General features: G+C 42.1%; 20 protein-coding genes and 8 pseudogenes. 15 read left to right on the plus strand and 13 right to left on the minus strand.

Translation table 11 applies throughout. From position 1 onward, the window contains the following. Positions 1–225: 225 nt before the first annotated feature. The 9 genes from V7K46_RS13750 to V7K46_RS13790 all read right to left on the minus strand — a co-directional run bounded on the left by V7K46_RS13750 (position 226) and on the right by V7K46_RS13790 (position 7,190). Positions 226–1,044: an MIP/aquaporin family protein gene (locus tag V7K46_RS13750; protein WP_335113941.1), complete on the minus strand. Its 819-nt coding sequence runs from the start codon at positions 1,042–1,044 to the stop codon at positions 226–228. Between the two features lie 129 nt (positions 1,045–1,173). Then, a complete protein-coding gene (locus V7K46_RS13755; RefSeq protein ID WP_335113943.1) occupies positions 1,174–2,229 on the minus strand; it encodes a catalase family protein in 1,056 nt (351 codons plus the stop codon). Positions 2,230–2,426: 197 nt separating this feature from the next. Continuing rightward, positions 2,427–2,663, minus strand: a complete 237-nt coding sequence (locus tag V7K46_RS13760) for a hypothetical protein (protein WP_335113945.1) — start codon at positions 2,661–2,663, stop codon at positions 2,427–2,429. 225 nt (positions 2,664–2,888) lie between these two features. Continuing rightward, entirely contained in the window at positions 2,889–3,539 is a 651-nt protein-coding gene (locus tag V7K46_RS13765; protein WP_335113947.1) for a nitroreductase, read from the minus strand. A 421-nt stretch (positions 3,540–3,960) separates the two neighbouring features. Next, a complete protein-coding gene (locus V7K46_RS13770) occupies positions 3,961–4,368 on the minus strand; it encodes a hypothetical protein (protein ID WP_335113949.1) in 408 nt (135 codons plus the stop codon). A gap of 20 nt (positions 4,369–4,388) precedes the next feature. After that, positions 4,389–5,327, minus strand: a complete 939-nt coding sequence (locus tag V7K46_RS13775) for an NAD-dependent epimerase/dehydratase family protein (protein ID WP_335113951.1) — start codon at positions 5,325–5,327, stop codon at positions 4,389–4,391. A 174-nt stretch (positions 5,328–5,501) separates the two neighbouring features. After that, a complete protein-coding gene (locus tag V7K46_RS13780) occupies positions 5,502–5,888 on the minus strand; it encodes a nuclear transport factor 2 family protein (protein ID WP_335113953.1) in 387 nt (128 codons plus the stop codon). Between the two features lie 91 nt (positions 5,889–5,979). Continuing rightward, entirely contained in the window at positions 5,980–6,657 is a 678-nt protein-coding gene (locus tag V7K46_RS13785; protein WP_335113955.1) for a response regulator transcription factor, read from the minus strand. 272 nt (positions 6,658–6,929) lie between these two features. After that, complete coding sequence (locus tag V7K46_RS13790) at positions 6,930–7,190, minus strand: DUF4278 domain-containing protein (protein ID WP_335113957.1); 261 nt, start codon at positions 7,188–7,190, stop codon at positions 6,930–6,932. Positions 7,191–7,676: 486 nt separating this feature from the next. Between V7K46_RS13790 and V7K46_RS13795 the strand changes: the two genes are divergently transcribed. The 5 genes and pseudogenes from V7K46_RS13795 (at position 7,677) to V7K46_RS13815 (ending at position 13,896) form a co-directional block, all read left to right on the plus strand. Beyond that, positions 7,677–8,882, plus strand: coding sequence for a glutathione S-transferase family protein (locus V7K46_RS13795; RefSeq protein WP_335113959.1), 1,206 nt, complete (start codon positions 7,677–7,679; stop codon positions 8,880–8,882). A gap of 201 nt (positions 8,883–9,083) precedes the next feature. After that, positions 9,084–9,275, plus strand: a pseudogene (locus tag V7K46_RS13800) (IS701 family transposase); the annotation flags it as partial. A gap of 403 nt (positions 9,276–9,678) precedes the next feature. Next, positions 9,679–9,870: pseudogene (locus V7K46_RS13805) on the plus strand (GMC oxidoreductase); the annotation flags it as partial. A gap of 171 nt (positions 9,871–10,041) precedes the next feature. Then, positions 10,042–11,418 carry a dihydrolipoyl dehydrogenase family protein gene (locus V7K46_RS13810; RefSeq protein WP_335113961.1) on the plus strand — a complete coding sequence of 459 codons (1,377 nt, stop codon included), beginning with the start codon at positions 10,042–10,044 and terminating at the stop codon, positions 11,416–11,418. A 927-nt stretch (positions 11,419–12,345) separates the two neighbouring features. Further along, positions 12,346–13,896 carry an FAD-binding domain-containing protein gene (locus tag V7K46_RS13815; RefSeq protein WP_335113963.1) on the plus strand — a complete coding sequence of 517 codons (1,551 nt, stop codon included), beginning with the start codon at positions 12,346–12,348 and terminating at the stop codon, positions 13,894–13,896. A gap of 382 nt (positions 13,897–14,278) precedes the next feature. Here V7K46_RS13815 and V7K46_RS13820 read toward each other — a convergent pair. Beyond that, a pseudogene (locus tag V7K46_RS13820) lies at positions 14,279–14,858 on the minus strand (IS66 family transposase); the annotation flags it as partial. An 862-nt stretch (positions 14,859–15,720) separates the two neighbouring features. On the opposite strand from V7K46_RS13820, the pseudogene V7K46_RS13825 reads away from it, so the two are divergent. Next, positions 15,721–15,921, plus strand: a pseudogene (locus V7K46_RS13825) (transposase family protein); the annotation flags it as partial. A gap of 314 nt (positions 15,922–16,235) precedes the next feature. Here the strand turns inward: V7K46_RS13825 and V7K46_RS13830 are convergent. Beyond that, positions 16,236–16,409, minus strand: a pseudogene (locus V7K46_RS13830) (IS630 transposase-related protein); the annotation flags it as partial. Between the two features lie 73 nt (positions 16,410–16,482). Here V7K46_RS13830 and V7K46_RS13835 point away from each other — a divergent pair. The 4 genes and pseudogenes from V7K46_RS13835 (at position 16,483) to V7K46_RS13850 (ending at position 17,569) form a co-directional block, all read left to right on the plus strand. Next, positions 16,483–16,876 (plus strand): annotated as a pseudogene (locus V7K46_RS13835) (XisH family protein). Further along, positions 16,854–17,108, plus strand: a pseudogene (locus tag V7K46_RS13840) (tyrosine-type recombinase/integrase); the annotation flags it as partial. The pseudogenes V7K46_RS13835 and V7K46_RS13840, both read left to right, overlap by 23 nt. Before the next feature lie 29 nt (positions 17,109–17,137). After that, the gene (locus V7K46_RS13845) at positions 17,138–17,356 is read left to right on the plus strand and encodes a hypothetical protein (protein WP_335113965.1); all 219 of its coding nucleotides are present in this window, start codon (positions 17,138–17,140) and stop codon (positions 17,354–17,356) included. 66 nt (positions 17,357–17,422) lie between these two features. Then, positions 17,423–17,569, plus strand: coding sequence for a hypothetical protein (locus V7K46_RS13850; protein WP_335113967.1), 147 nt, complete (start codon positions 17,423–17,425; stop codon positions 17,567–17,569). A 61-nt stretch (positions 17,570–17,630) separates the two neighbouring features. Here V7K46_RS13850 and V7K46_RS13855 read toward each other — a convergent pair whose 3' ends face one another. Continuing rightward, a complete protein-coding gene (locus tag V7K46_RS13855; RefSeq protein WP_335113969.1) occupies positions 17,631–17,756 on the minus strand; it encodes a hypothetical protein in 126 nt (41 codons plus the stop codon). 74 nt (positions 17,757–17,830) lie between these two features. On the opposite strand from V7K46_RS13855, the gene V7K46_RS13860 reads away from it, so the two are divergent. Next, positions 17,831–18,298: a hypothetical protein gene (locus tag V7K46_RS13860; protein ID WP_335113971.1), complete on the plus strand. Its 468-nt coding sequence runs from the start codon at positions 17,831–17,833 to the stop codon at positions 18,296–18,298. A 393-nt stretch (positions 18,299–18,691) separates the two neighbouring features. Continuing rightward, the gene (locus V7K46_RS13865) at positions 18,692–19,069 is read left to right on the plus strand and encodes a helix-turn-helix domain-containing protein (protein ID WP_335113973.1); all 378 of its coding nucleotides are present in this window, start codon (positions 18,692–18,694) and stop codon (positions 19,067–19,069) included. Positions 19,070–19,185: 116 nt separating this feature from the next. On the opposite strand, the pseudogene V7K46_RS13870 reads toward V7K46_RS13865, so the two are convergent. After that, positions 19,186–19,932, minus strand: a pseudogene (locus tag V7K46_RS13870) (ISKra4 family transposase); the annotation flags it as partial. Positions 19,933–20,398: 466 nt separating this feature from the next. Between V7K46_RS13870 and V7K46_RS13875 the strand changes: the two are divergent. From V7K46_RS13875 to V7K46_RS13885, 3 genes are all read left to right on the plus strand, one after another. Further along, positions 20,399–22,252 carry a glycoside hydrolase family 2 protein gene (locus V7K46_RS13875; protein WP_335113975.1) on the plus strand — a complete coding sequence of 618 codons (1,854 nt, stop codon included), beginning with the start codon at positions 20,399–20,401 and terminating at the stop codon, positions 22,250–22,252. Further along, positions 22,231–23,331, plus strand: a complete 1,101-nt coding sequence (gene galT / locus V7K46_RS13880) for a galactose-1-phosphate uridylyltransferase (RefSeq protein ID WP_335113977.1) — start codon at positions 22,231–22,233, stop codon at positions 23,329–23,331. The genes V7K46_RS13875 and galT overlap by 22 nt, the downstream gene beginning before the upstream one ends. Positions 23,332–23,749: 418 nt before the next feature. After that, a complete protein-coding gene (locus V7K46_RS13885; protein ID WP_335113979.1) occupies positions 23,750–26,392 on the plus strand; it encodes an AAA family ATPase in 2,643 nt (880 codons plus the stop codon). Positions 26,393–26,681 lie beyond the last annotated feature (289 nt).

The following is a 26,681-nucleotide window of genomic DNA, read 5'->3' on the forward strand; positions in this document are numbered from 1 at the left end:
TAAATTTGGCAATACCTTGTAATGTCAATGTATTAGGATGCATAGTTAATGCGTCCCCTTGCAATGCCAATGCCTCAACAGCATAGTTAATGCATCCCCTTACAATGCCAATACATCCCAATACAATGTTAATGCGTCGGCTACATTGTTAATGTGTCCCAATACAATGCCAATGCATCAAGATGCATTAAAAACGCTACGCTTTTACGCAAAACTGTACTAAGCTCATCTGTTCGAGTGAGGGTGATGCTGGAAATGAGGCAGTTTGACATTTTTGAAAATACTGGGGTAATTAAAAGCGTGATAGAGTTTTCCAGTCAAAACATCCCGTTCGCCTAGTGTGATCAGCCGAAACGCTCCCACAGCGATCGCAGCACCCATTGGCGGAGCAATCCAATAAATCCACTGGTGATGCCAATTTCCTGTCACCAGTGCAGGAGCGAAACTCCGCGCCGGATTGAGACTTGTTCCCGAAATTGGAGCTTCTTGCCACACCATCCCGGCAATTAAAAGCCAAAGGATCAAAGGTGTCCAGCGCATCAGCCGATGATGACTGATAAAGATAAAAATTGTCAACACTAAGAGAAATGTAATCGTGACTTCTGATAAAAATACCATCCACAGCGGATAATTCAAGCCAGGCAGCGTCATGCCGTTACTAACGCTTCTAGCATAATCTCCCCACAGGGTCACAAGCAGTAACACAGCAGCGATCGCTCCAAGAAACTGTCCAATCACAAAGCCAACAAAATCTCGGAGGTGCATCTTGCCGTGTATCCAAAATGCAAGTGAGACAGAAGGATTAATGTGAGAGCCACTCAGTTTCCCAATCGGAGAAACGGCTACAATCGCTCCACTTCCAGCAAAAATTAGTCCCGTAATCAGCCGCCGAATACTTGAATCAGGCACAAGCTGTTCTATTGGCAAACCGTGCCCAAAGTTAAAGACGATTGCACTCAAGCCGATGAAAATATTAAAAGCGGCTCCCAAGAATTCTGCAAAGTATTCGCGCCAATGCCACTGATTCGGAACTTTAAAATCCATAGTTAGTAATTATTGTCAATCGTCTTGCATTAATGCCAAGCAATTAGCTGAAAGAGCAATCGTTAGTGTTCTAGATATTGCGAGACACTACTTCCGCCAACAATTGGTGGAAGTAGTTGTCAAGCAAGATTATTCAGGATCGTCTAAAACTGAACTATATGCTTGCGGCTCTTCGATGCGGTGGTGGATGTTACTCCGTCGAGCCTTTACTATCTCCTGATAAACTTTTTTGCGAGCTAAATTGACACTACCCAAGGGTGCGTGTTCCGGAAGGGTATGCCAAGCCATGAACGATAGACCCTCATCCAGTCGCTTCCGCTCCTCAAAGTCAAATTTCTGAGTTGGAACTGTGATGGTTGCAAGCTTGATAAACGGTGAGTCTTTCTCTTCCCACTCCTGCATTGGATCTTCAATTGGAGTTTTCTCATTGTTGACATAGAGTTGCACCAAGAAGTCAAAGGTTGCATCTTTGCCCTCTTGTGACAGATATTTAACGACTGCCTGACGCAGGTAAGTTTCGGAAGTGGGGGTTGAACCGGGAGTATCTTGCTCGTGAGGTTTTACAGAAAACTTGATCGACTGAGAACCAAGTTTATAGGGAGTGGTACTCCAATATTGGATCAGCAGCGGATTTGCAACTTGCTTGCTTGTAACCGCTTTGAGAACTTCAAAGGTGGATTGTAGCGATCGCAGTTCTTCTTCATTTGCCTGACCAACGCTTGCTTTCGTCAGGTTGGCAAACCCTTGGGCATCGTGGACAAAGAAGACCGGATAATTAATCATCAAAAAGTCTTGGGTTTCCTGCTCATCATCCAGCACTTTTTCACCCTCTACCTGTAAGAGTTTGATCGCGAGTGCCCGAACATCGGGATCAAGATCCGACTTGAACTGACCGCGCTTCTCTACTGAGGAAGCATTGGAGAGCCTCATCCAAAGTGGGTAGGTTTTGGACTGGGCAAAGATACCCACCTTCAACGATTGAGGAATATTTTCCTCAACTTTGAACTCTCCCCAAACCAAGCCGTGACTTTTCGGATGGTCTTTTCGCAAGTCTGGACCCTTCTGGGCTTGAACGTTAAGATCAATGTCCACGATGGTATCAGTAGCCGCTTCTTGAGCAGCAGTGTCCAAGATGGTACTGGTAGCCGTTTCTTGGGTAGCAGTGGATAGATTAGATTGGCTCATGGTTATTTCTCCTTATAGTGCAAGACAGTGTAAGTGTTTCAAGACTGAGAAAATTAGGATTGCAGATGGGTTTTTAGAAATCTTAACCACTTGTTGGCTGCTAGTTCATAGCGCTACTCCTCCCAATGTTGTAATCTATGCGAACGATGATTACGAACTCATAAGACCTGCTCTGGTTGCTGGATTATTTTTAATGCCTATACGCCAGTCCAACAATCGAATCCATTTATGAGCAAGAGCCAGCTACCAATGCGATCAAACGGCATCCAAAGTAAAACGGCTGCAATGATGGGAGTTAGCAAAATCACAGCATCAATAAACAAACTTTGGAGCAAAAAGAGAGGAATTGGGATTTCCATATGTGCTAAACCGTGCAGTCCATGCGCGATCGCGTGGATGACCACGATTATTGTTCCATATTGAGCAATTTTCATCTTTCTTCCTCCTGAGTCAAAAATTTCAACAGACATCATTTTTTTATTGATGACAGTGTGAGTGCAGACCGCAAATATGCAATGCCGATTAGCTTAACTAACTTACAGCGACGGAAAATTGTGGGAAAACCTGTTAAATTAATTTATTTTACAGAGGTGAACCTGTCTGTCGTAAGCACAATGAATTTCTTTTTGACAATTCTATGATCAAAAGAGAGTCTTTTTCTAATTGTCCAGAAACAAGACATTTTTCTCAACAGCCTCACGGCTTATATGCAGACTATTTGCAGGAAAATCAGGATCGGAATAACCAACGGCTAGACCACAAATGATCAATAATTCTGGTGGGATGTTCAATTCGCTGCGGATAATTTCGGGATAAGCCGCTAGCGAAACTTCTACGCAGGTGCCAATGCCGCGAGCGGTTAGGCACAACACCAGTGTTTGTAAATACATCCCTACACTCAAAGCATCTGCAACGCCCAAATCTTGGTGCATACAGACGATACCAACCACTGGTGCGCCAAAAAATTCGTAATTACGCAGAAGGGCTAGCTGTCTATTCACTTTATCGTCACGAGCAATGCCCATAGCCCCATAGACTTGCGTGCCCAGTTCCTGGCGGTAATGCTGGAAGGACTCCGGCAGCCCAAAGCTGTAGGGCGGCTGCTGCTTGGCTTGATTTAGCAAAGTCTCTTGCAGACGATCGCGGCGATCGCCTTGGGCAAACACCAACCGCCACGGCTGGATGTTTGAATTCGACGGTGCGTGCTGCGCTAGAGCAAGGGCTTCATCGAGTAAACCCTGTGGCACTGGTTGGGATAAGAATTTGCGTGTTGAGTGCCGATCTTTAATAGTTTGGTCGAGATCAAACATATTTTATCAACCTCTGTGAAAAGTAAATGTGAACGCTCAACCGGGATTCCTAGAATTTGCCTAATAAATATGCTCTGCTAATCCTTACTTGGATGCCCAAGCCAGGAAGTCAACCCCTTCCCTACGGGACGCTGCGCGAACGGGAAAGTCAAAAGTCACCCCCTGATTTATACCAATTTAGGACTTACGCACAAGTTACGGAATAACGAACCGCAGAGGCACAGAGAAGCCAGTGCGCCCTTGCGGTTTCCCGACTTGAAGCAACTGGCGCGGCACGGAGAAATCAGAGTTTGAGAGATATTTTGCGTAAGGCTGAGAAATTGGATAATTCGCTGTGTGTCTAATGAAAGAAAACTGCTCTAAATTAAGAGCAAGCAAGTGAACAATAACGGACGATGATGGTTAAAATCATCGAGACAATTCATATAACCTTTTCTGGTTGCTGAATCGTTTTCAATGCCCAGATGCCAATCCAACAGCCGAATCCATCCACAATTAATATTAGGATGGCTGTAATTTGGAAAAGCAGACCCCAACCTGCAAAGGAAACTTGAGACAGATGATCGGGACTAATCACGAGCAAATGATTGTAGATTCCAAAAAGGAGCGATGCTGCTATTGAACTGAGCAAGAGCCAGCTACCAATGTGGTAGAACTGTGTCCAAAGTAAAACGGCTGCAATCATGGGAATCGGAAAAATCACAATACCCACAAACAAACTCTGAAGGAGAGAGAGGGAAACTGGGATTTCCACATGTGCTAAACCATGTAGTCCGTTGATGATCACATGAATCACCACAATTATTGTTCCATATTGAGCAATCTTCATATTTCTTCTCCCTTAAATTATTAACTAGCATGAGCCACGGCGGTGTTAACCATCCATTCCAAGGGTCGAGGCTGAAAATTTAATTCGCGTTTTGCTTTAGCATTCGATGCGCCTCGCATCTGAGTACCATAATAGACAGCATCCGCACCACTAAGAAGCAGAGTATCCTCAACCGATACCTGCGGAGGCGGTGGAGCTTTGAGCCATTGGGCATAAGCAGAGAGCCACACGCGCACCTCTAAGGGGCGATCGTCCGTAATCAGATAAATGCCAGGATTGCCCCGTTCCACTGCTGCAACTGTGGCGATCGCCGCATCTTCAATGTGTAACCATGACGATACGCCTTCGCCATTTCCAATAATCGGGAACTGTTGCTGTCGCACCTGTTTAGCAACGTCGCCATCGGGGGCAAACCAAGTGCCTGGCCCGTAGAAAAAGCCATAACGCAGGATAATCCCTTCTAGGTTGGAAGTTTCGAGTAAGCGACGTTCAATTTCAGTCACCGTAGTAATATCCGCAGCAACCGCTCCCGATGCTTCAATTGCTAGTGGCGTTTCTTCATCTGCCAATCCAGTACCGGGAACTGCCCAGAATGCGATCGATTGCCTTAAGTAACGGCGTACACCTGCGGCTTGAGCTGCCGCCAGCACATTGCCACCCCCTTCTCGACGGATGCGAGTGTTTAGTGCTGCTGCTGCACCCATCGATTCGCCTGTGTAAGTTTTGGGCAAGGAGGTCAGTTGTTCAATCACCACTTCCGGCTGAACGCTGTTGATGGCAGCTTTGACAGCATCTGCATCAAACACATCTGCGATCGCAGATTCCACGCCTTGTTCAGCTAAAGTTTGTGCTCTTTCTGGAGAACGGGTCAACGCGACTACATCGTGTCCTTGCGCGTGCAATTGTGCGATCAGCGGACGACCGATCGCTCCCGTTGCGCCTGCAACAAAAATTTTCATCTGTGAACCTCCTGTTAAAACCTGTGAAATATTTATAGAGTAAGACGGGCATAGAATCGCTGGTTGTGGCAATGTGAGTTTTAAACTTGAAATAGCGATCGCTCTTTCCACTGATGAACCTGATCAGCATATTTGAGTTGAGCCGTGCCTTCAGATATTAGTTCAAATGACTTGTTAGGCTGATGTCAATACCGCATTTATTACATCAGTGTCAATGTAAACCTCTAATCGCCCAATTTTTTCTTCCTTAATTGTCCAGATGTGAGCCAAATTACAACTGAACTTTTTCCCAGTTAGCTTTGCTACGCCACTAGTCTTGCCGATCGCAACTATTTGAGCGCCAGCTTGAATGTAGTGAGATATCTCGACTGAAGAATCAATCAGCGGAAAAATCTTTGAAAAAAAAACTTTTATCTGATCAAAACCACGATAATGACCACCCCAAGGTAGTTCTTCAGTTTGATAAAATTCAACATTAGGGGACATTAAAGAAAAATAATTAAAAATATCTTTTTTTCCTAAATATATGTAAGTCTTTTTGACAATCTCTAGAGCATTCATTTTGATATTTCCTTCATTTTGAATAAACCTAATAACATTTTTCACCAAGCTTGATAAAGCTACGCCAGCTATAAAAAATCTCTTGCTGCTATTAAGCCAGAATTAAACCAAACTTGAAAGCAGTGACAACAGCTTGAGTGCGGCTAGTAACCTGCAATTTTTTAAAAATGCTTGTTAGATGAGCTTTAACAGTTGCTACTGTAATATATAAACGTTTGGCGATTTTTTTGTTAGAGTCTCCTTGCAATAACCAGTGCAGAACTTCTTGTTCCCGTTCTGTTATCTGAAGCTTTTGACGTGTTAAAACAGAAGCCTCTGAATCAGCCCAGAATCGCCGGAAAAACCCACTGGCAACTTCTGTAGGCAGATAAATTTCAGACTTGAGTGCAGTAGCGATCGCCTCACACAATTGAGTTACCAAACGATTTTTTAAGATATAACCTGCGGCTCCTGCCTGCATTGCTATAAAGATGGCATCATCTTCTTGGTGATTTGACAAGATTAAAACTTTACCAATAAAACCTATCTCTTTTAAGCGCATGAGAGTTGCAATTCCATTACCCGAAGTTAATCCTAAATCGAGAAGAATTAAGGACGGTTGCTTTTTAGTAGCAAAGTTTACAGCTTGATCAACAGATGCAGCTTCAGCCACAACTTCTAGGGGTAATTGCCCGTTGTTGCTATAAAAATTAAGCAGAATGTGTAATTCTTGGCGAAAGTCTTGATCGTCATCTACAAGAAGTACTGGAAGCAATTGATCCATAGTCATGTTAAAACTCTCCTACAAAGACTTCAGTATTTTGCAAGGAATTGATGTATCGGGTAGTCTATTAACGCCCTCTTTTTAGACATAATCACTCCTCTCAGTTCTTGTACTGCCTAACTAGTGTTGATTGAATATGAAACGACTATATAGTCAGAATCTGTGAAACCTAACCAATTTTAGATGTGAAGCATTCACAAATCTGACTTTTCTCATTCTCTTTTTAGTGGATACGCAGACATAAAGCGGCTTATCGTCAGACATCGCTTCTTTAATCGCTATCCAAAATTCCTATTTTCTGCGGCAAATGAACCATTTACAGTATAGACAATTCCTCTATAAATCAATTTATTAGTTCCTAATGGAGCTGTAACTTCTTTTGATTGCGAATTAGGAACAACATGATAATTAACTCCACGGTAAATTAGATTATAAGCTGAACCAGTATGACGAACTGACTGAAATGGTTTTTCTATTTTCTTACTTTCAAGCTGTGAGGAGTTTAATTCGTAGCTAAGACCGCGATAGTAAAGTTTCATATTTGCCTCGTGAATTGTGATCAAGATATGTTTGCTTAAGTAATGAAATGCATTCTTCAATAAGTTCGCTTTCTTTTATATGGGTGTATTGCAAATCAATTTATGCACTTTTGATATCCGTTTATAATTAAGTTTGAAATTACCTATAGCAATCTTAAAAGAGTTGCCAGAAAATTTCCCCCTAAGCTAACGCTGTCTCTCTTTGGGTAAAGTAGACTACAGGGGGGTTACAACTATCTGAGAAACCTAACCAATTTTTAGATGTGAGACATTCACAGAGCATCGTTGGTTGTAACAAGTAGATAATCCCGTTGACATATATTGTTTATCTTGATCATGTAGAAACTTTAGTTCTATATATCTATGGGTGTGAGCAAATCTATATTATGCAGCTAGTGAAAAAAATTCTTTCCGCAGCCTTCTATTGATGGAGCGATCGCCATGAAAATATTGTAGAGTATAGAATTGTCCTACGCAACTCACCCTATGACTACCGCACCCTTAAGCTGGCAAGAACTAGAAACCCTCACGGACTATCAAATAGATACCGTTAATGGTCTCACCAATGCTAGAGCTAGGTTGCGCTTGTTTGGTCAGCCGGAATCTGATGTGCGGGTAACGCTGTACCGTGATAACCACGCCTGGTGTCCTTACTGTCAAAAAGTTTGGTTATGGCTAGAGGAAAAACAGATTCCCTATCGCATTGAAAAAGTGACAATGTTCTGCTATGGGGAGAAAGAAAGTTGGTACAAACGTAAGGTACCATCAGGAATGCTCCCGGCGATCGAGTTAGATGGACGGATTATTAAGGAGAGCGATGACATTTTGCTCGCTTTGTCAAAGGTTTTTGCTCCATTGAGCCAAGGGATGGAAGACCGCATGGTGCTTCCTCTACGTCAATTAGAACGACTTTTATTTAGAGCCTGGTGCGTTTGGCTGTGCTCTAGAGCAGAGAACTCTCGACAAGAACAAAGCAACCGAGAACAATTTATCGGAGTGGTGACTAAGGTCGAGTCGGCTCTGAGTCGTACTCCAGGACCTTACTTTCTAGATAGCTTCGGCATCGTCGATGTGATTTTTACGCCATATCTCGAACGGATGAATGCAAGCCTTTACTACTACAAGGGCTACTCCCTGCGTGAGGAAAACCCTCGCTTGAGGGCATGGTTTGCGGCAATGGAAAGCCGACCTACCTACTGCGGTACCCAAAGCGACTTTCACACCCACGTACATGATTTGCCGCCCCAAATGGGGGGCTGTTGGGAAAACGGCGAAACCCAGATGCTTCTGAATAAAGCGCGGGTAGATAACGGTCCCTGGTTCGGGCTACCAGATGTTACTTATTCAGAACCGGAAAATTCCCGCATTGAAGCTCTTCAACGAACTATCGAGCATCGCCTCAATATTATCCGAGTCAACCCCTTAGATGATAAATTGTTTGATCAAGCCCTACGTTGTGCTTTGACACAGATGATCACCGATGAAGACTGTGTACCTCCATCGGGATCTGATGTTGCTCTGCGATATTTGCGCGATCGCATTAATGTACCCCGAGATATGTCCATTTACGCAGCCAAGCGATTGAGGGAATCCCTTGAAAAAACCGCAGCCCTTGCGGGTAATGGGCAGCCAGACCCCATTCCTACTAAGCATCGACGAGATCAAGACCCGTCTAATTTTGTCATCAAGTAGCGAGTCGAGCGGTGGTCACGTAGCTCTGTTTATACGTGTCAACTTCAGGCAAAAGCCAGTCTAGAACAAGCTTTTAGAGATTGTCTCATATCAAATCCAGTAGCATCGGAGTAATTAAGCTGCTATCTGAGGCCACCAATAATAGTAAGTAAGCTGCCGAATTAAAACTTGCTGTTCTAAAAGAACTTGACAGCGTTGGAACATAAACAATGGAACCATGAATGTGGATAGAAGAATACTTTAAATAATCTGCGTCTAATCATCCAACCACTCTTACTATTTTGGTTGATTTATCCCTAGCTAGATATTTTTACCAATTCATATCTATTGTTGGAATTCAATCATTTAATTAATGCAATGAATCAATTTAAACCCTGTTATGCTTCTGGATAATTTCACTTATTTACTACTTGCTTACTTCGGAAAGTGACAGAAGAGGGATAAGCAGTTGTGGTGCTCTAGTTTCAAAATTTTTGGCATCGCGATCGCCAACTTTGCATTCTTCTTTACTTGGTTGCCACCATATAACTCCGATGCTACCGGATTTGATATCAGTTAACTATTAGGATAACTTGCTTTAATGGCAATAGAACTTACGCACACTTTAGGATTCTTCTCAACTCTTGGAGAGGCTGCGCCAACCGAGACGCTGCGCGTTGGCGGAAGCTTCTTGCAGAGATGGCGGTTCCATAAATTAAGCTTTTTGGCAATTTTTACGTAAGTTCTATGGGAGAACAACCCATAACATAAGATGCAACTGCCTATGGCTACATTGGTAATTTTATTAAGCCACCCTATGGCGATTATAAACCCGGAACTACGGGTACATGGGGTTGAGGAGTTGCGTGTCGTCGATGCATCCATCATGCCAACACTGACCACAGGAAATACTAATGCGCCCACAATTATGATTGGCAAAATAGCAGCTGATTTAATTAAAGTCGGAGGTCGCGTTTCACAGCGAGTACTTTCAGCATTTGCAAACTAACTTTGAGCGATCGCCGCTTCAAAGGTACATTTAACCTCATAGACAATCATCGCTCTAAAAGGACTTCTAATTATCCCAAAAAAATCAAACATACAATAATGTGTGAAAAATCTTTAACTTGGAGTGTGAGAATGTTATGAAAGCAAACTATCCTCAAGGAGTCCAGCACTGATGGAAACAGCAGACGTCATTCTGATTGGGAGCGGTCAAGGAGGCATTCCACTAGCAGCTGATTTTGCTTCATCGGGTCGCAAGGTGGTCTTGTTTGAACGAGATGCTTTAGGCGGCAGTTGCATCAATTATGGCTGCACTCCTTCTAAAGCATTTTTGGCAGCAGCTCATGCAGCAGGGCGTGCTCGTCAGGCAAAGAAATTAGGCATTCACACGGAAGTTGAGGTTGATTTTCCTGCCGTTATGGAGCGAGTCAGGGGAATCCGTAACAGCTTTAACCAGGGTATTCACAAGCGATTGGATGATGCAGGTGTCAAAATCGTTTGCGCTGAAGCTTCCTTTGTTGGTGAACGTACTGTTAAAGGGGGTGATGTCACCGTTCAGGCTCCAATAGTTATCATCAACACTGGCACGTCATCGCTGATTCCGGATATTCCGGGTCTTGCAGGGACTCCCTACCTGACCAATCGGAACTTCTTTGACTTAAAAGCATTACCACCCCGGTTACTGGTAATTGGGGCTGGCTATATTGGATTAGAACTGGGGCAGGGACTGGCGCGTTTGGGCAGTCAGACCCATTTAATTGTGCGGGGCGATCGCGTTCTCGATCGGGAAGAGACTGATGTCAGCAAGGTTTTAGCAGAAGCATTAAAGCAGGATGGGATTGAGCTTCACTTTGGGGTGAATGTAAATCAGGTTGCACACGAGAATGATGTGTTTAGGCTGACATTGAGCAGTGGTGAGCAACTCCAGGCAGAGGCGTTGCTGGTTGTGATTGGACGAAAACCAAATACAGGTGCATTAAATGCAGCCAAAAGTGGCATTGAGCTAGATGATCAGGGGTTTATCAAAATTAACGACCAGTTCCACACAACCTGTTCTGGAGTCTATGCGATCGGAGATGCAGCCAAACAGCCTGCCTTTACACATGTGTCCTGGGAAGACTATCGCCGCTTGAAGGCAATTTTATGTGGAGAAAACCGAACGCGGAGCGATCGCGTCCTTGGCTATGCTATCTACACAGAACCTCAGGTTGGGCGAGTGGGGATGACGTTAGAACAGGCTCAGAAGCACGGCATCAACGCGCGTGCTGTTACGTTACCCATGAGCCAAATTGCTCGTGCGATCGAGTGGGGACATGATTTGGGGTTTTACCGCATGGTGATCGATAGCGATACTGACAAAATCTTGGGAGCCACCCTGGTAGGGTATGAAACGGCTGAAGTGGTGCATGTTTTTCTGGAATTGATGGAAGCAGGAGCAACCTGGCAGTTGTTAGAGCGATCGGTTCATATCCATCCCACCTATGGTGAAGCATTACCAAGCCTAGCACGGTTGCTGCTTGGAGATAATATGCCCGGCTGTCCGAACAGGTGAAGAGGTTTTATTGATGCACAACTGAGGTTGTGCATCAATAAAACGTGAGATAATCAGCAAAATCATTTTAAAGCCTGTTTTGCCGCTCACTTGCCGCTGCTAGCAACGAGTAAAAGGTTTTGCTAGACAAACTTCTCGTTGATTAACACCATGCTGAAGTTGGAGCTTAACCCTCTTTTGTCACTTTAGGCAGAGGAAAAATAGAAGAATCTATCCCACTAATAAAATTCTTTGAACCTTTCTTTATCACGCTTGAATGGTTTAGGAGGAAATATATTTTCAAATAGTCTCCATTCCAAGTCACTCAATCCTTCAAAACGTCCTGCCATAAAGTGATACACCCCCTCTTATTCAAAAAGTAGATTCTCACATTTTGGTATTAATAGGATAGGTTCATGGTCATTCAGTTGTCAAGGCATAGCTTCTCCCTTTGAGAGAAGGTTCTGTACCTTGCGGCTAATCCTCCAGACCCATAAGGGTCTTAGTTTCTAGCCAACGATTCGCACTTACACCCTATCCCCTACACCCTATTGTTGACCGTCTATATCAAGAATATCCCAAAAGGCAATCGCATTCTCTTGGCAGTGAGGCGCGATCGCATAAAGGTAACATCTGCAATTTAACACTCACGTTTGGCTTAACTTTTAGTTCTCAGGATTTCTTTTCCCTTTTCTCTACCAAAGGGTTCTAACTAAAACTTACGCATTATACATATGTACTATACAAAAATTGGGCTTTTGAGCCATGTCTAACACCCAACGCAGTAAATATGCCAGCTTTTTCAGGTTGCGATCAGCGTCTAAAACGGACTTTTTGCGTAATACACATTATGGTTAATTTGTACAGTATATAAGTCCTACTAATCTGCATTGGAAATAAAAGCATTTTGTTGGTACAAATGTATTATAAGTCAGAGTAAGTTAAACTATGCACCTTCTGTGGTTTCGTCGGGATTTACGATTAGCTGATAATGAAATTGTTAGACTAGCAGCTGCTAACGATGCAGCAGTAAAACCATTCTTCATCATTGACCCTTGGTTTTACACCTGGGCTGATGTCGGAACTGCCAGAGTTCGGTTCTTATTTGAGTCTTTGGAAAACCTTAACTCTAATCTCCGAAAGTTAGGCAGTCAATTATATCTATTTGAAGGCAATTCTATAGACATAGTGCAAGAATTAACCAAGCAGTTAATCCAGCAAAAGTGTCATCCCAAGCTTTTCTTTAACCGTGATGTGCAGGTAGAGTATGGTATCAACCGGGATAAAACTATAGTTGATTTTTACAAACAGTTAAACCTTGATTACCACATTGGGCTAAATAACTTCCTACAATCACAAGAGAAACGCGATCAGTGGTTTAACGAATACTATACCTATCAAAGACAACCCCAACATCCAATACCTCAAACTATTAACACACCGCAACTGACTCTCAATTTACCACAACTAACGTTTGAAGAACTTAAACACAAGTATCACAGTTTTTGGGCAATCGAGAAAGTTTACTTTCTAGGGGGCGAAACACAAGCACAAGCTAAACTTGACTCATTTTTACTAAAGAGATATTACGGATACCATTGGAAACTTTCTCGTCCAATGTTATCGCAGCTTGGGGCAACATCACATTTGTCACCTCATCTAACTTTTGGAACTATCTCAATCCGCACTGTCTATCAAAGCACTAAAGCAAGAGCAGAAAAATTAAAAAATCAGCCGAAAGCAGAATTCTCGCTCAAAGCTTTTCGTGATCGTCTACGCTGGCACGATAGTTTTACTGGGCGACTCTATTTTCATCCAGAAATTGCTTACACTAACCGTTACAGGGAGTTTGATAAATTATATACGCCAGAAATATTGTCAGGAGCAAAACAAGAATTGTACCAAGCTTGGCAAGAAGGAATGACAGGTTTTCCATTGGTTGATGCCAGTATGCGGCAACTCAAAATAATGGGTTGGATGAATTTTCGGATGCGGGCAATGTGTGCCACATTTTTAACTATCAATTGCGGGATTTCATGGCATCATGGAGCTAAACACTACATGAACTATTTAGTAGATGGAGATTTAGCAATTGATAATTGGCAATGGCAGATGCAGGCTGGTGTAACTAATCCACTTAGCGATACAATTCGTATCTATAATCCATCGAAAAATATTGCCGAAAAAGACCCAGAAGGAGACTTTATTTACCATTGGATACCGGAACTGCTGGGCTACAGTCTACCAGAAATTGAACAGGAGAAATACATTGATGCTAGTAACTATCCTAAAGTGATTATAGATTGGTCAAAAACGCGTAAAGTTAATGGCAAAGTTGTCTCTGACTTACGAAAGCAAATCAAACAGCGATTATTAAGCGAAGGTGGAGATGAATATGATAGTGCGCTTGCAGCATCAAAAACAGTTGAGAAATACTGGCAGCATAAAGACAGAGAGTATAAAGAATATCAGCAAAAGCTTACCGAGGCGCAAGAGTAAAGCAGTATCTCAATTTTAAACTAGTCTCTTTTACTATTGTAAAAATTGCGTGTATCTGGTCAAGTACATTGGGATCATCTTTTCACACACTATTATTGTGATAAATTGCATTTCTAAGTAATTAAACTCTTGTTCCAACTAACTTTCCACGGCATCTGGAAAAGGCGAAGTATTGTTTTCATAGAGCAAATTTGACTGGCTTTTGCTTTTCTAAGCTATTGTAAAAGTCTATCTAGCTTTTCTTTACTAGAAACACCGTATAATGTTAGACAGATGGCGTGTTAGAAACAGATGGTGCGCGAGATTTTTACCCAACGGAGAACAAAAAGTATTTTACGGTGATGATTGCTGGAAATAGAATTTTCAACGTAAGGATTCAGGTTTAAATTTGAGGAATTAAAGATGGTTCTTGGATATCCGGATTAACCATCGCTTTTATAGCTTGCTCAAAAAAATCAATTACGGAACGTCCTTGACGACACGGCAGTCGCCTCAAGTCGGCAAACCCGCCCACGGCGCTGCCTCAAGTTTATACAACCGTTAATAAATTGGCAGTATGTTTAAACCGCTCGATTGAACGGGAGCCTCCACTAAGCTTTCTCTTTGTTACTGCTAGCTAAAGTGTTCGCTGTGCTAAGTTATTGTCTGGAGGGATCGATCTCTGGATGGTCTAAAAAATACCACCATTGATCTGTTTTACAAAGTAGCGCTCGCAAAAGCTTACTGGCTTCTTTCCCTGCAGATCCAATCCAATCATCAATGGAGGACTTAACTTTTACTTTCAACTCCCAAGCCCAAGCAAAAAACTCACTTATATTTTGATTCTCTTGGAATATGTAATTCTTAAATGCTTCGTCAATCAGCCTGAGGAACTTTTCTGCAATTTTTTGGTTGTTCAAACCTGGAAGCTTGATTAGTTTTTTAAAGTGACGGCGTAGATGAACCAAACATTTTTGTTGAGCTGGTTGTCCTCCTGGTTTCCGTTTTTGAGCTTGGCTGTCCCCATCCTGAATATCAGGTTTTTTTTTGAATTTTTTTAGGATATCCCCAGATGGTGGTTTTGATGATGTTTTACTATCTAAATCTCTAATCGCCTTTAGTTTTTCTATTTCTTGTTCTAACTGTCAAATTCTGGAGTTTTGTTTAATCGTGGCGAGCGCCTGCTCGATAATGATTTCTACCAGTTGTTCCAAAGACAACTGTATCAGGATTTCACGGTTTAGTTCAAGAGGCAGATTTTTTCCATAACTGTGATATTCCACCTGGGATGTCACACTTGTCAATACCACCCTCACCTGAATCCTTACAGTTTAGGTTGGGGTTTTCAAAGAGATATAGGAAGCCTGATTATCCCAGGAAATGGTTGTTGGAGTTTTAGTAGGCCCAATCCCAGGGCAAACGCATCTAAATATTGACGAGCCAGGATTTGAGTGTAATTCAGCGAAACCCTAATCAGATATGACTTTCAGGAAACTAAAGCAGGACTTACGCAACTGGCACAGGCGATCGCTAAATTGTGGTATATGCGTATTAGCATAACTGACACAACTGGTACAGGGCGATGCCTGCTCTGGGCTACGCCTACGCTATCTAGTAGTACATTAGTATTCTAAGAAAGAATTTCAGCGATCGGCTCAAGCTTAAATTAGTAATACTAATCAATTGTATAAAGTTGACTGGAAAATTTTCTGAGAAAATTAATAGACGGTGCATCAAAGATAATCATTATGAGGGGGAGTTAGAGGCAGGCGACGGCTGCCCTTCATTGAACATGGTATTCTAACAGTTGCTGTGGAAAAGAATTACGCTCTCCCATCTCCTTAGATGAAGCTTAAGCCGAAAATCACGATTGCTGACCACTTTTTGGAAATACAAGATCCACGCAGAGAGCGGACTAAACGACACAATTTAATTTATATCATAATCATTGCCGTATGTGCTGTAATTTGTGGAGCAGATGGTTGGGTGGCAATAGAAACTTATGGTTGTGCTAAGTACTCGTTTTTAAAAACATTTTTAGAACTAGTTTCTTGCCGCGATGGATAACAACTATTTAACAAGAGTTTTAGCATTAGCTTAAACTAGCAGTCCAATAGTGGAATTGAATATTTTTATTTTACGTAAATATTTCACTTATTTTTCAAAATTAATTTACTTTTATCTACCAAGTTAATGGGTTTTCTCGTCTTAAGAAAGAGTTATATCTTTTAAAATCAGATAATTTATATTTCCGAGAAAATTAGATTTTTTTTGTTTATAGCCTCATGAGATTTTACAGTTATTTAGATATTTCAGGAATCCTTTTTAGTTTTTATTAGTAAATAAGATGCGTTTGCCCTGTTACCAGGAGGCTTATTGGGCAAAGCTTGGAAGTCGCCGGTTTCCCTTTGTCGCTTCAGCCATAAGTCTATGGTATTGCGACTAATATTGAACAGAAGACTTGCTTCGCTTTTCTTCAAGCCATCTAACTCTATGGCTTGGATAACCTTTCGACGAAGGTCGTAACTGTAGGGTTAGGGCATATCTATAGCGATCGCGCTCCGCAGGAAAAAAAAGAGACTACTTCTAGTCTATGCCCTAACCGCCTTGGCGGTTGCTATATTCCACAATATTGTGAGGTCTGCATTAGAGAAAGAGGGTTGGGTAATTACAGATGATCCGCTCAATATCCGGTGTGGCGGGGTTGATATTTAGATTGATTTAGGTGCAAAGCGACTTCTAGCCGCGGAAAAAGCAGGAGAAAAAATAGCAGTTGAAATCAAAAATTTCTGAATTTCACATGGCGCTAGGACAATTTATTAATTATCGAACAGCGTTGCGTGTTGAAGAGCCAAATAGAACCTTATATTTAGCTGTACCATTGGTAACTTATAACGACTTCTTTAACTTGTCTTTTATTCAAGCTGTAGTTTATGAAAATAAATTAAAGTTAATTATTTATAATGTGGAAACGGAGGGAGCGGTTTTTGGGATGGAGTGAGCTGCACTATCATGAGCTACGCCCGCGTCACTTCGCACTATATCTGCGGGATGAACTGCGGACTGATGTTGGTAAACCGTTTTCAAAAAGCAGCATTAATGTGGGAATTGCGGCACTCAAAAGCTTTTTCAAATGGATGTGTTACACGTATCCTGAAATTATTTCTATTAATCCGACACTGGGGATTAAACTGGAAAAAGTGCCACTGCCACCAGCTCAATTGTTAGCACCGATCTCTTTGCTGGTCTAATGCAGACAACAATGCACCTAGATTTAGATGATTTGATTGAACCGCAAACACCACAAACCTTTAAACCACACGGATCACACCAATTTTCATATCCTACTGAGTCGGGTGATTCTGTAGTAGCACCTGTTGAAAAAGCGAATGTTTTGGCAATGCTCGATGAGGTGACAACTTTAGAAGATGTCCGCAATTTAGCATCAGATAAGGATGTGGAAAAATGGCAGAGCGCGTAGGCGTAGCCCGTCGTAGACATCGTTGACTACCTGATAAATGTCAAAGATGAGATTTCTTTAGTTAAATTGCAACATGGATTAAAAATGCCGATGGTGGAGGTGTGGTTAGGATTGTTGCTTGGTGGTTTTACCTTGGAGCAACGTGGAGATTTTTATAACAGTCGGAATATTTGGGTGAAAAGTTCTCCAATTACTAACACCTACCCGATTTGATTTTCAATTTTGAACTTTCAAGCTGCTTTGACACTCAATAAATTCATCACTTCTGCTGCTTTCAAACAAGATTGTACTCCCTTTCAACAGCCACCAGCAGCTTTGCCTCCAAGGATGACAGATAAGGTTTAGCTTGCTTACCCAACCCCTGCAACAGCCAATCCACAGAAGAGTCGCAGCTAGCCACTTGATGCAACTGCCGTAACCTCACAGTTGCTGCATGAATTGGCAATCTTCATCAAGTAATTCCAGTGATTTCAGATGTTCGATTTTTACGGTGTAGTCGCCGTCCCAGGTCTGAACTGTACAACTGTATTCCCCAACGTGGCTGACCACTCCCCAATAACCACCTTTACCTCTCAGTTCCGGGTTATCTTTTGGCAGAAGAATGCATATTTCCCCGATGTGGTGAGGATTATGGATTTTGGTTCTTTCGCATATCCTATCCACAACGTCTTTCACTATGCGATCGCTAGGGAATCTTATTCCCAGCTTGCTCCACTGCCTGCTGCCATACATCCGCTTGCACAGCCGGTTCCAACTCGGCTTTCGTCAAAAAACGCAATTGTCGTTCGTTGGTCGGTATTGGAATTTGCCGACCAATGGTCGGCAAAAACTTTTGAAGATTCTCATAAATCACAGTTGCCGAAATCTTCAAGTACGCCGCATCACGACTATAACCAAAGCGATCGCGTAAATTCTGTAGAGAAGAAAATAGTTCATTTTTGAGTTATTTTTTCAATAACAGCCAAAGCCGTTCCTGGGATTAAGTTCGGGGGAATGAGGGGGTTGAAGTAAAGGAATAATATTTTCTGGCTAAGGAATCGCAGAACTGGTATGAGCGGGAGCTTGGTGAATCTGTAAAATTGTCTAGTCGCTACCTAATTGCTGAGATAACCAGTCTAAGAACTCTTGGAAATACTCTCCATTAAGCTTGGGGTAAACATGAGTGAAAATGTTTTCCAGTCATTAGTTCAATTGCGCCATAAATCCAAAAATTGTCTGGTTGCCATTTCACCTCAACAGTTGGCTTAATTCCAGCAGTAGTGATGACTTTTCCTGTTAAAGTTTTAAGTCCAACTCTAGTTTAATCTTGGCAGAGATAGTGGACACACGAACCAGGTGCTAAAAGCTGTACAGCACTTAGCAGTAGTTTTAGGTAGAGGGCGTATGACTGTGCAGAGGTGGTTAAAACTCGAAAGAGTTGGTGGATTAAGCACCCTGGTTGAACTTCGTAAAAGTCCAGGACGACCAAAAACCATTTCCCTTGAGGTGCAATTGCACATTAAAGAACAACTAAAAGACTCACAAGGATTTCAAAGCTATGAGGAAGTGCGTAGATGGCTTTTAGCCAAGGAAGGTATAGAAGCCTCCGACAAAGTTGTGCATGAAGTTGTACGCTACAAGCTAAAAGCGAAATTAAAAGCACCTTGCCCAGGTAGTGTCAAACAAACCCCTGGTGTAGAAGAAGACTTTAAAAAAACTCCTATTATGGCTTGAGCTAATAAAGAAATACCTAATATCACCGATAGAACAACGTAAAGTACGTTATTGGTATGGGATGAAAGTAGATTTGGTCTTCAGACCTGAACAGGGAGATTAATCACACTAACGGGAGTAAAACCAATAATGCGAGTCCGATGTTTTTTGAGATAAGCGATAAACTTCTTAGCTTGTTTACCTCGGCAATTATTAAATCAAGCCGGAATTGGTTCTATCTGACCTTGCCACAATAAACTTTTAGCAGCTTTAAGACGCTTTAAAGAACCACCAATTTCATAAAGATTCTCCTTCAGGTGATACCAATCTAAAATTTCCAAATGTTCAAATTTTTCTGTGCCAAACTCTTTAACTAAATTCCAAACTCCATCATGACCATCTCCTAAGCAAACAAGAGGATTTATCAAAGATTGGCTATTGACGTAATCAATTAATGATTGGTTATCATTAAAAAAAGCACCATAGTAAATCCCCTGTAGACGAACGGTTTTATAGTCTCGCCAGTGACAGCCTACTTGAGGTTTACCCCGTAGCCGGACTTTTCCGCCATCCACACTTACTTCTGATACAGGTTGTAATGCTACGGGTAGTTGAAAATCTTGCTTGAGAACTAGATTTTGTTGCGTTGTATGACCAACTTTCACTCCTGTCAATGCCTCAATTTCGATTTCTGCTTTTTAGTATGAAACACTCGCTGATAGCCTCAAACAGCACTTTTGAAGTAATGGACTTAATCGACTTCTTAGCTTCAAACCCAGTCTTTGTATTTGTTTAGCTTTGAATTTCAGTTCTCCAACTAAGCTTTTGATATTCCTAGTTTTACCGATTTTTGTTTTTGTTGTTTGTTCGATAAAAAAAGGAGCCGCGCGTTGCGGGGGTTCCCCCCGTTGTAGCGACTGCGGGCTATTTCTGGGCCCTGCGAAAGCATTGCTCACCGAAGGTATCGCCGCTTGTAGATGCTGATTTACCATTGTTCGTTCTTAGACAGTTATATCCTTCCGTATTATCTCGTAGTTTTTTCAGAAATCAAATATGATTCCTATAGTTATTAGCCACCTAAATTTAATGCTTTTTTTAGATAACCTGGCAACGATTGGTGATATGTATGCCATAATGTCACGAGCTAGGCGTATATAAACTTATTGTTATACTTCATCATTTACGTGCTGAAGGTATCAGTATTGGCTACAAAAAAATACAATATTACTAGCTCGAACTGATCGTTCATTGATCGGGTAAAAACTCATGCTATATCTGGCAATCCCATATTTTGGTCTAAATTTAACTTATAGCAGGAGTTGATTGAGTTATGGATAGGGAGGAAATTTGATGAGATTGTTGGATTTGGAGAATCGTGAGCTTAAATTAGCCTCTAAAACTGATAATAACTTTGTGGACTTAACAGCAACATACCCCCGACCATTGTTAAAGCGATCGCACTGGCTAAATTTAAACGGTCTGTGGAAGTTCGCTTTTGACGATGAAGGGCGATGTGTTCAACCAGGCGATATCCAGGCGTGGAGTCATCATATACAAGTTCCCTTCGCTCCCGAATCTACCAAAAGTGGTATTGGTGATACAGGTTTTCATCCAAACTGCTGGTATGAGCGAGAATTTGAAACGCCTGAAGGTGACGGCAGATTATTACTGCATTTTGGGGCTGTGGATTATCGCGCCCGTGTATGGGTTAATGGTCAATACATGGTAGAGCATGAAGGGGGACATACTCCTTTCACGCTGGATATTACCGCAGTTTTGAATCAGAGTGGCATAACGAAAGTAACAGTCTGGGCCCAGGATGATCCTTGTGACCTTGCCAAACCTAGAGGAAAGCAGGATTGGCAATTGGAACCGCACAGTATTTGGTATCCTCGCACCAGTGGTATTTGGCAAACAGTCTGGATTGAGCGTGTGGGTAGAACTTACATCGATCATATCCGGTGGAGTCCCGATTTCGAGCGGTGGGAAGTTGGTTGTTATGCTGCGATCGCAGGTGATGCCCCTGATGGTATCCAAATCAAGGTAAAACTGAGCATTGGCAATACCGTTCTGGCAAACGATACATACGAAGTGTTTAACGGAGAAATTGGCCGTCGTATCTCCCTTTCCGATCCAGGTATCGACGACTACCGCAACGAATTGCTATGGAGTCCAGAAAAGCCCACCCTAATGGATGCCCATATTGAACTTTGGCATAACAATCAACTTTTGGATCAAGCAAAATCCTACACAGCAATGCGGACTGTGGGGATACAGCGCGATCGCTTTATGCTCAATGGTCGTCCTTATTATTTGCGCTTAGTTCTGGATCAAGGCTACTGGCCCGATTCCCTAATGACAGCACCGGACGATGGGGCATTGCGGCGCGATGTTGAACTCGCCAAAGCAATGGGTTTTAACGGAGTCCGTAAGCACCAGAAAATTGAAGATCCACGATTTTTATATTGGGCAGATGTGCTGGGGTTGTTAGTATGGGAGGAGATGCCCAGTGCATATCGTTTCACACCTAAAGCAGTGGAACGCACGACGCGAGAGTGGGCTGAGGTGATTAGGCGGGATATCAGCCACCCTTGTATCGTAGCTTGGGTAACGTTTAATGAATCTTGGGGAGTTCCGAATCTGGTTGAAACTGCGGCTCATCGAAACTACGTTTTGGCAATGTATCACTTAACTAAAACTCTCGACCCGGGCCGCCCAGTGATTGCCAACGATGGCTGGGAAAGTACACATACAGATATTCTGGCTATTCATGACTACGACACCCACCCACAACGATTAGCTCATCGCTATGGGCCAGAAGTGAAGCTATCGGATTTGTTAGACCGGAAGCGTCCTGGAGGGCGCATCTTGACACTGGATAACTTTCCGCATCAGGGACAGCCAGTGATGTTGACTGAGTTTGGTGGTATTGCCTATGCTCCTGTTGATAACCCCGATGCAGATAAAGTTTGGGGATATGAACGTTGCTCCAATATTTCCGAGCTAGAAATGAAATACGCTTCTGTGCTTGAAACGATTAATAACATCGAGTTGTTTAGCGGATTTTGCTATACCCAATTAACAGATACTTTCCAAGAAGCTAACGGTTTATTGTACGCCGATCGCACGCCTAAATTTCCCATTGAGGCGATCCGCGCCGCGACCCTCTCAGGACAAGGATTATGTACTCCCACAAGCTGTTAAAGCCGGATGGTCGCCCACTGACCTTATACAGTCGATACCCGATTGCCGAGAATATCATCGCCACTAGCCCTAGTAATGAACCAGTGCAGGCAAATCCTCATCTGCGCTGGCATCCTTTACGCGGCGAATGGGTTGCTTATGCTTCTCACCGTCAAGGGCGGACTTTCATGCCGCCCTCAGAATATAACCCCCTCGCACCCACTACTAAACAGGAGTTTCCTACAGAACTTCCCCAAGGTAAGTATGATGTAGCGGTGTTTGATAATCGCTTTCCCTCAATGGCTCAAGCAGCACATGATCCGCCGGAGTGTATTGTGGAAACATTGCCAGCGAATGGGGCCTGTGAAGTAGTGGTTTTTACTCAAAATGCCCAAGCTTCCCTTAGTTCTCTGGAATTAGAACACCTTGATTTGCTCTTAGAAGTGTGGGGCGATCGCACCCGCGAACTAGGATTAAATCCCCAAATTCAGTACGTGCTGCCCTTTGAAAATAAAGGTGTAGAGGTAGGTGTAACATTGCACCATCCCCACGGGCAAATTTACGCTTATCCTTTTATACCGCCTGTTCCGGCGCGGATGCTGTCAATGCAGCAGGAGTATTATGAAAAACATCGGCGGGGTTTACTGCAAGACTTGATTCAGAAGGAGATTGCAGCCGATCAACGGATTATTTATCAAGATGAGTATGCGATCGCATTTGTCCCGGTATGCGCTCGTTACCCCTATGAAGTCTGGATTGCCCCCAAAGAGCCAGTTAGCACTTTTATGGATCTCACCCCTGAACAACGTTGGGGACTCGCCAAAGCGTTAAAAACTGTCACTCTCAAGTATGACGGTTTGTGGAATCGCCCGTTTCCTTACTTGATGGCTTGGTTCCAAGCGCCAACTGACGGTTTAGCGCATCCCGAAGCGCATTTACACGCCGAGTTTTTTCCACCATATCGGACAAGCGAAAGGCTAAAGTATCTGGCGGGAACCGAACTCGCAGCAGGGATGTTTGCCAATGATGCTTTACCAGAGGAGAAAGCGAAAGAGTTACAGGCTGTGGTGGTAAATATTGAAGAACCGATTTCCGTGTGACAGGGTTTGAAACTCTAAGTTAATATCTTGACAACCCTACGCATTTATGGATTGTCCATCTCTGAAATTAGTGCATCAACAAACTGTCTTAACCGTTCCTTCTAATTGGGGACGGTTTTTAACTTTTATTATCAATATTGTTTGTCTACATATTATTCCTGAAATACATTATTTATAAGTAATTTCAGATACACAAAATTCATGGCATTGGAACCCGTACAAAGCTAGTAGCATTTGCCCACAAACGTCTACTACTCCTTTCATTAGCTTTATGTGAGAGAACTTTCGAGTATTTGTACGACTGACATAAATTTACAAATAAGCTATAAAGTATGGTTGTATAAAATGCTCGTTGTGTTGACTTATGCGCCTCGAATCCATCTTTATCAGATTCTACAAATCATTTAATGTTGACTATATGAGGCAGCATAACTCTAAGGTTCAAAAGAAACCTTGGGAGATTATTAAGGCTGATGACACTGAAATGTGGTATCCCTACATCCAAGTACCAATAGATCCTAAAATTACAGCCGTTGTAGGCGCAAATGAATCAGGCAAATCTCACCTACTAAGCGCAATCGAAAAGGCAATTAAAGGGTCTGATTATAAAGATGAACCAATTGGTTCAAGAGATTTTTGCCGCTATTCAGAACGTTTCCTTGTGACCTCTGAGAAGAATCGATTGCCAGAGTTTGGTACAGAATGGTCTAAAGTATCCCCAATAGAATGTAAGCGAATTAAATCACTCTCTGAAATTCCTCAAAGCCGTTCTTTTGACAGATTTTTCCTGTTCAGGCTAAGTGGTAATTCACTCACCATTTATCTTCCTGAAGGTGAAGGCAAGTATTCTTCTCATCAAGTCAACCCTCAAAAAGTAGATGAGTTTAGTGCCATATTGCCAGGGACTCGCAGATTAAAGAGTAACATTGCGCTTCCTGCTAGTATGCCAATTCAAAAGCTTGTTCAAAAGCTAGAGGGAAAAGCTAGTTATACAAGATATGAGATTCTTTCAGTCACTCAACGAAAGAGAATTCGTGGATTAATGGACGAATTCTATAAAAACCCTGGAAGATTCAGCCAAGCTAGAACACTAAGTACTGCTAGTGATTCAGGGTCAGATGAAGTTATAAATGAAATTATCAGTATCTTGTCAAATCCCGATAGCAGTTTAAGTGAAGATGAACTAGAAAGGCAAGAAGAAGAAGTAAATCTAACCCATGATCTATTGTGCAAAATTGCTGAGATCGGTTCAATCCATTTATTAGATTTAGCCAATTCAATGGAAGCAAATGATGTTGGTTATACACAGGCATTAGTAGATAAAATTAATAGGCAATTATCAGCAAATTTAAATTTTCCAAACTACTGGGTTCAAGATAGTAAATTCCGTTTGCTGATGTCGGCAAAAGATCACAACCTTGAGTTTACAATTGTTGATAGAACAGGAACAAAATATTCATTTGATGAACGCAGTAGTGGACTAAAGTATTTCCTCAGTTATTTTATTCAGCATCGAGCCTATAAGCCACCAGGTAATGTTCCTGAAATTCTTCTGATGGATGAACCGGATGCTTTTTTATCTAGTCGGGCACAACAGGATTTGCTCAAAATTTTTGATGAGGTAGCAAGTTCAGGAGATAGTACAACAGCATCTCAAGTAGTCTATGTTACTCATTCACCTTTTCTAATTGATAAAAACCATGCTGAGAGAATTCGTGTTTTGGACAAGGGTAGCGACTATGAAGGAACTCGTGTAGTCAAAAGTGTATCAAAGAATCACTATGAACCCTTACGCTCTGCACTCGGAGCTTTTATTGCTGAGACTGTCTACATCAGTCATTGTAATTTAATGGTAGAGGGACCAGTTGATCAAGTGTTACTTGCAGGTGCATCAACATATTTACGTGTTTTTGGCATTGCATCTAAACGTGAATCTATTGATCTAAATGAGATTACAATTGTCCCGGCTGGAGGAGCAACAAGCATACCATATCTAACTTATTTGGCTCGCGGACGTGATTCGGAACAGCCAGCAGTTATTGTTTTGCTGGATAGTGACCAAACGGGTAACGAGGTTAAGCGAGAACTTACTGAAAAAGGTTATGGACCTCGGAAAAAACCACCCCTTAAAAAAGATTTTGTTCTCCAAGTAAAAGATTTAGAAAGTTTTGGCATCAAATTTCCTGAGATGTTACTTAGTCCTGAAGTAGAAGATTTAATACCATTACAAATTAGTGTATTAGCCGCTCAGAAATATGCTGAGGAAATATGTGGTGTTAGAGATCGTGATATTAAAGACATTACTGAGGATTTCGTTCAACAGAGGGTAGATAAAGGTGAAACAATGTTTGATGCCGTTAATACTTGTGTTAAAGCTTGTTCAAAAGATAAGCCACATCTTGAGAAAATTGGCTTTGCTCGTAGTGTTATTGAAATAGTAAATACTTTAAGGAGAGATGTTAATAGAGAGCAAAAGTATAACGATGCACTGGAGAAGTTTGAACATAACTTTAAAGTACTCTTTCGAGAGCTTGACAAAAGAAAATCTTTGGCAGAACTTGAGCGTACTAGAGAAAAAGCCTCTCAGAAAGTCAAAGATATTGGGGAAAGTTTCTTCTACAATCATCCAAACGGTGCCAATCGAGAGGATGTTGTAGAGTTTTTAGATAAGCTAGAGGCTTTATTATTGTCAGATGACAGCTTCGATGCTGAACAGATTAGAAGAGGCATAGAAGGTATTCGGAATGATTACAAACTAAACATCGATTTGGGAGAACGAGTAGAGAATTATGAGCAATTCAAGCGCGATGTACAGCGCCTTAAGGATGTAGGCAAGATTGAAAGTGAGGAAAAACAAAAACAGGAGCATGATGAGTTTGGCAATGCCAAGAATAGTTTAGCTAGTCCTGCGATTGAAGATCCTGCCACAGTTAGTTCATTTTTAACCGAGGAAGTTGAGATCGAGGATAATTCCTCCACAATAAACTCAAAAGCGGTAAGCAGTGATAAAAAGGATAGAAAGCCCAAAATTATTAAAAGCGAAAATCAAGATGGCTCCTAATCTTAAAAGTAGTTCATCTTTGATTATGCGCTAGCAGCCCAACAACTCTGGTGCAGTGGACTGAAGAAAGTCACCTATGGTGTACCCTTACGAAAAATCTATATAACTCCAGACTAGATTCTGATAGTTCTGCTATAAGCCTTCTGATAGTGTATCTCTTCAAACAAAAGAGTTTAGGCTGGGGGTATTTAGTTATAAAACCCACCTTCCGCACCCCAAGTGTCACAACCGGAAATTACTTAGAGAAAAAAGGCAAGTAAGAATAAAAACACACATCTAGAGGCAAAAA

This window comes from Nostoc sp., from assembly GCF_036917395.1.
Classification (GTDB): Bacteria; Cyanobacteriota; Cyanobacteriia; order Cyanobacteriales; family Nostocaceae; genus Nostoc.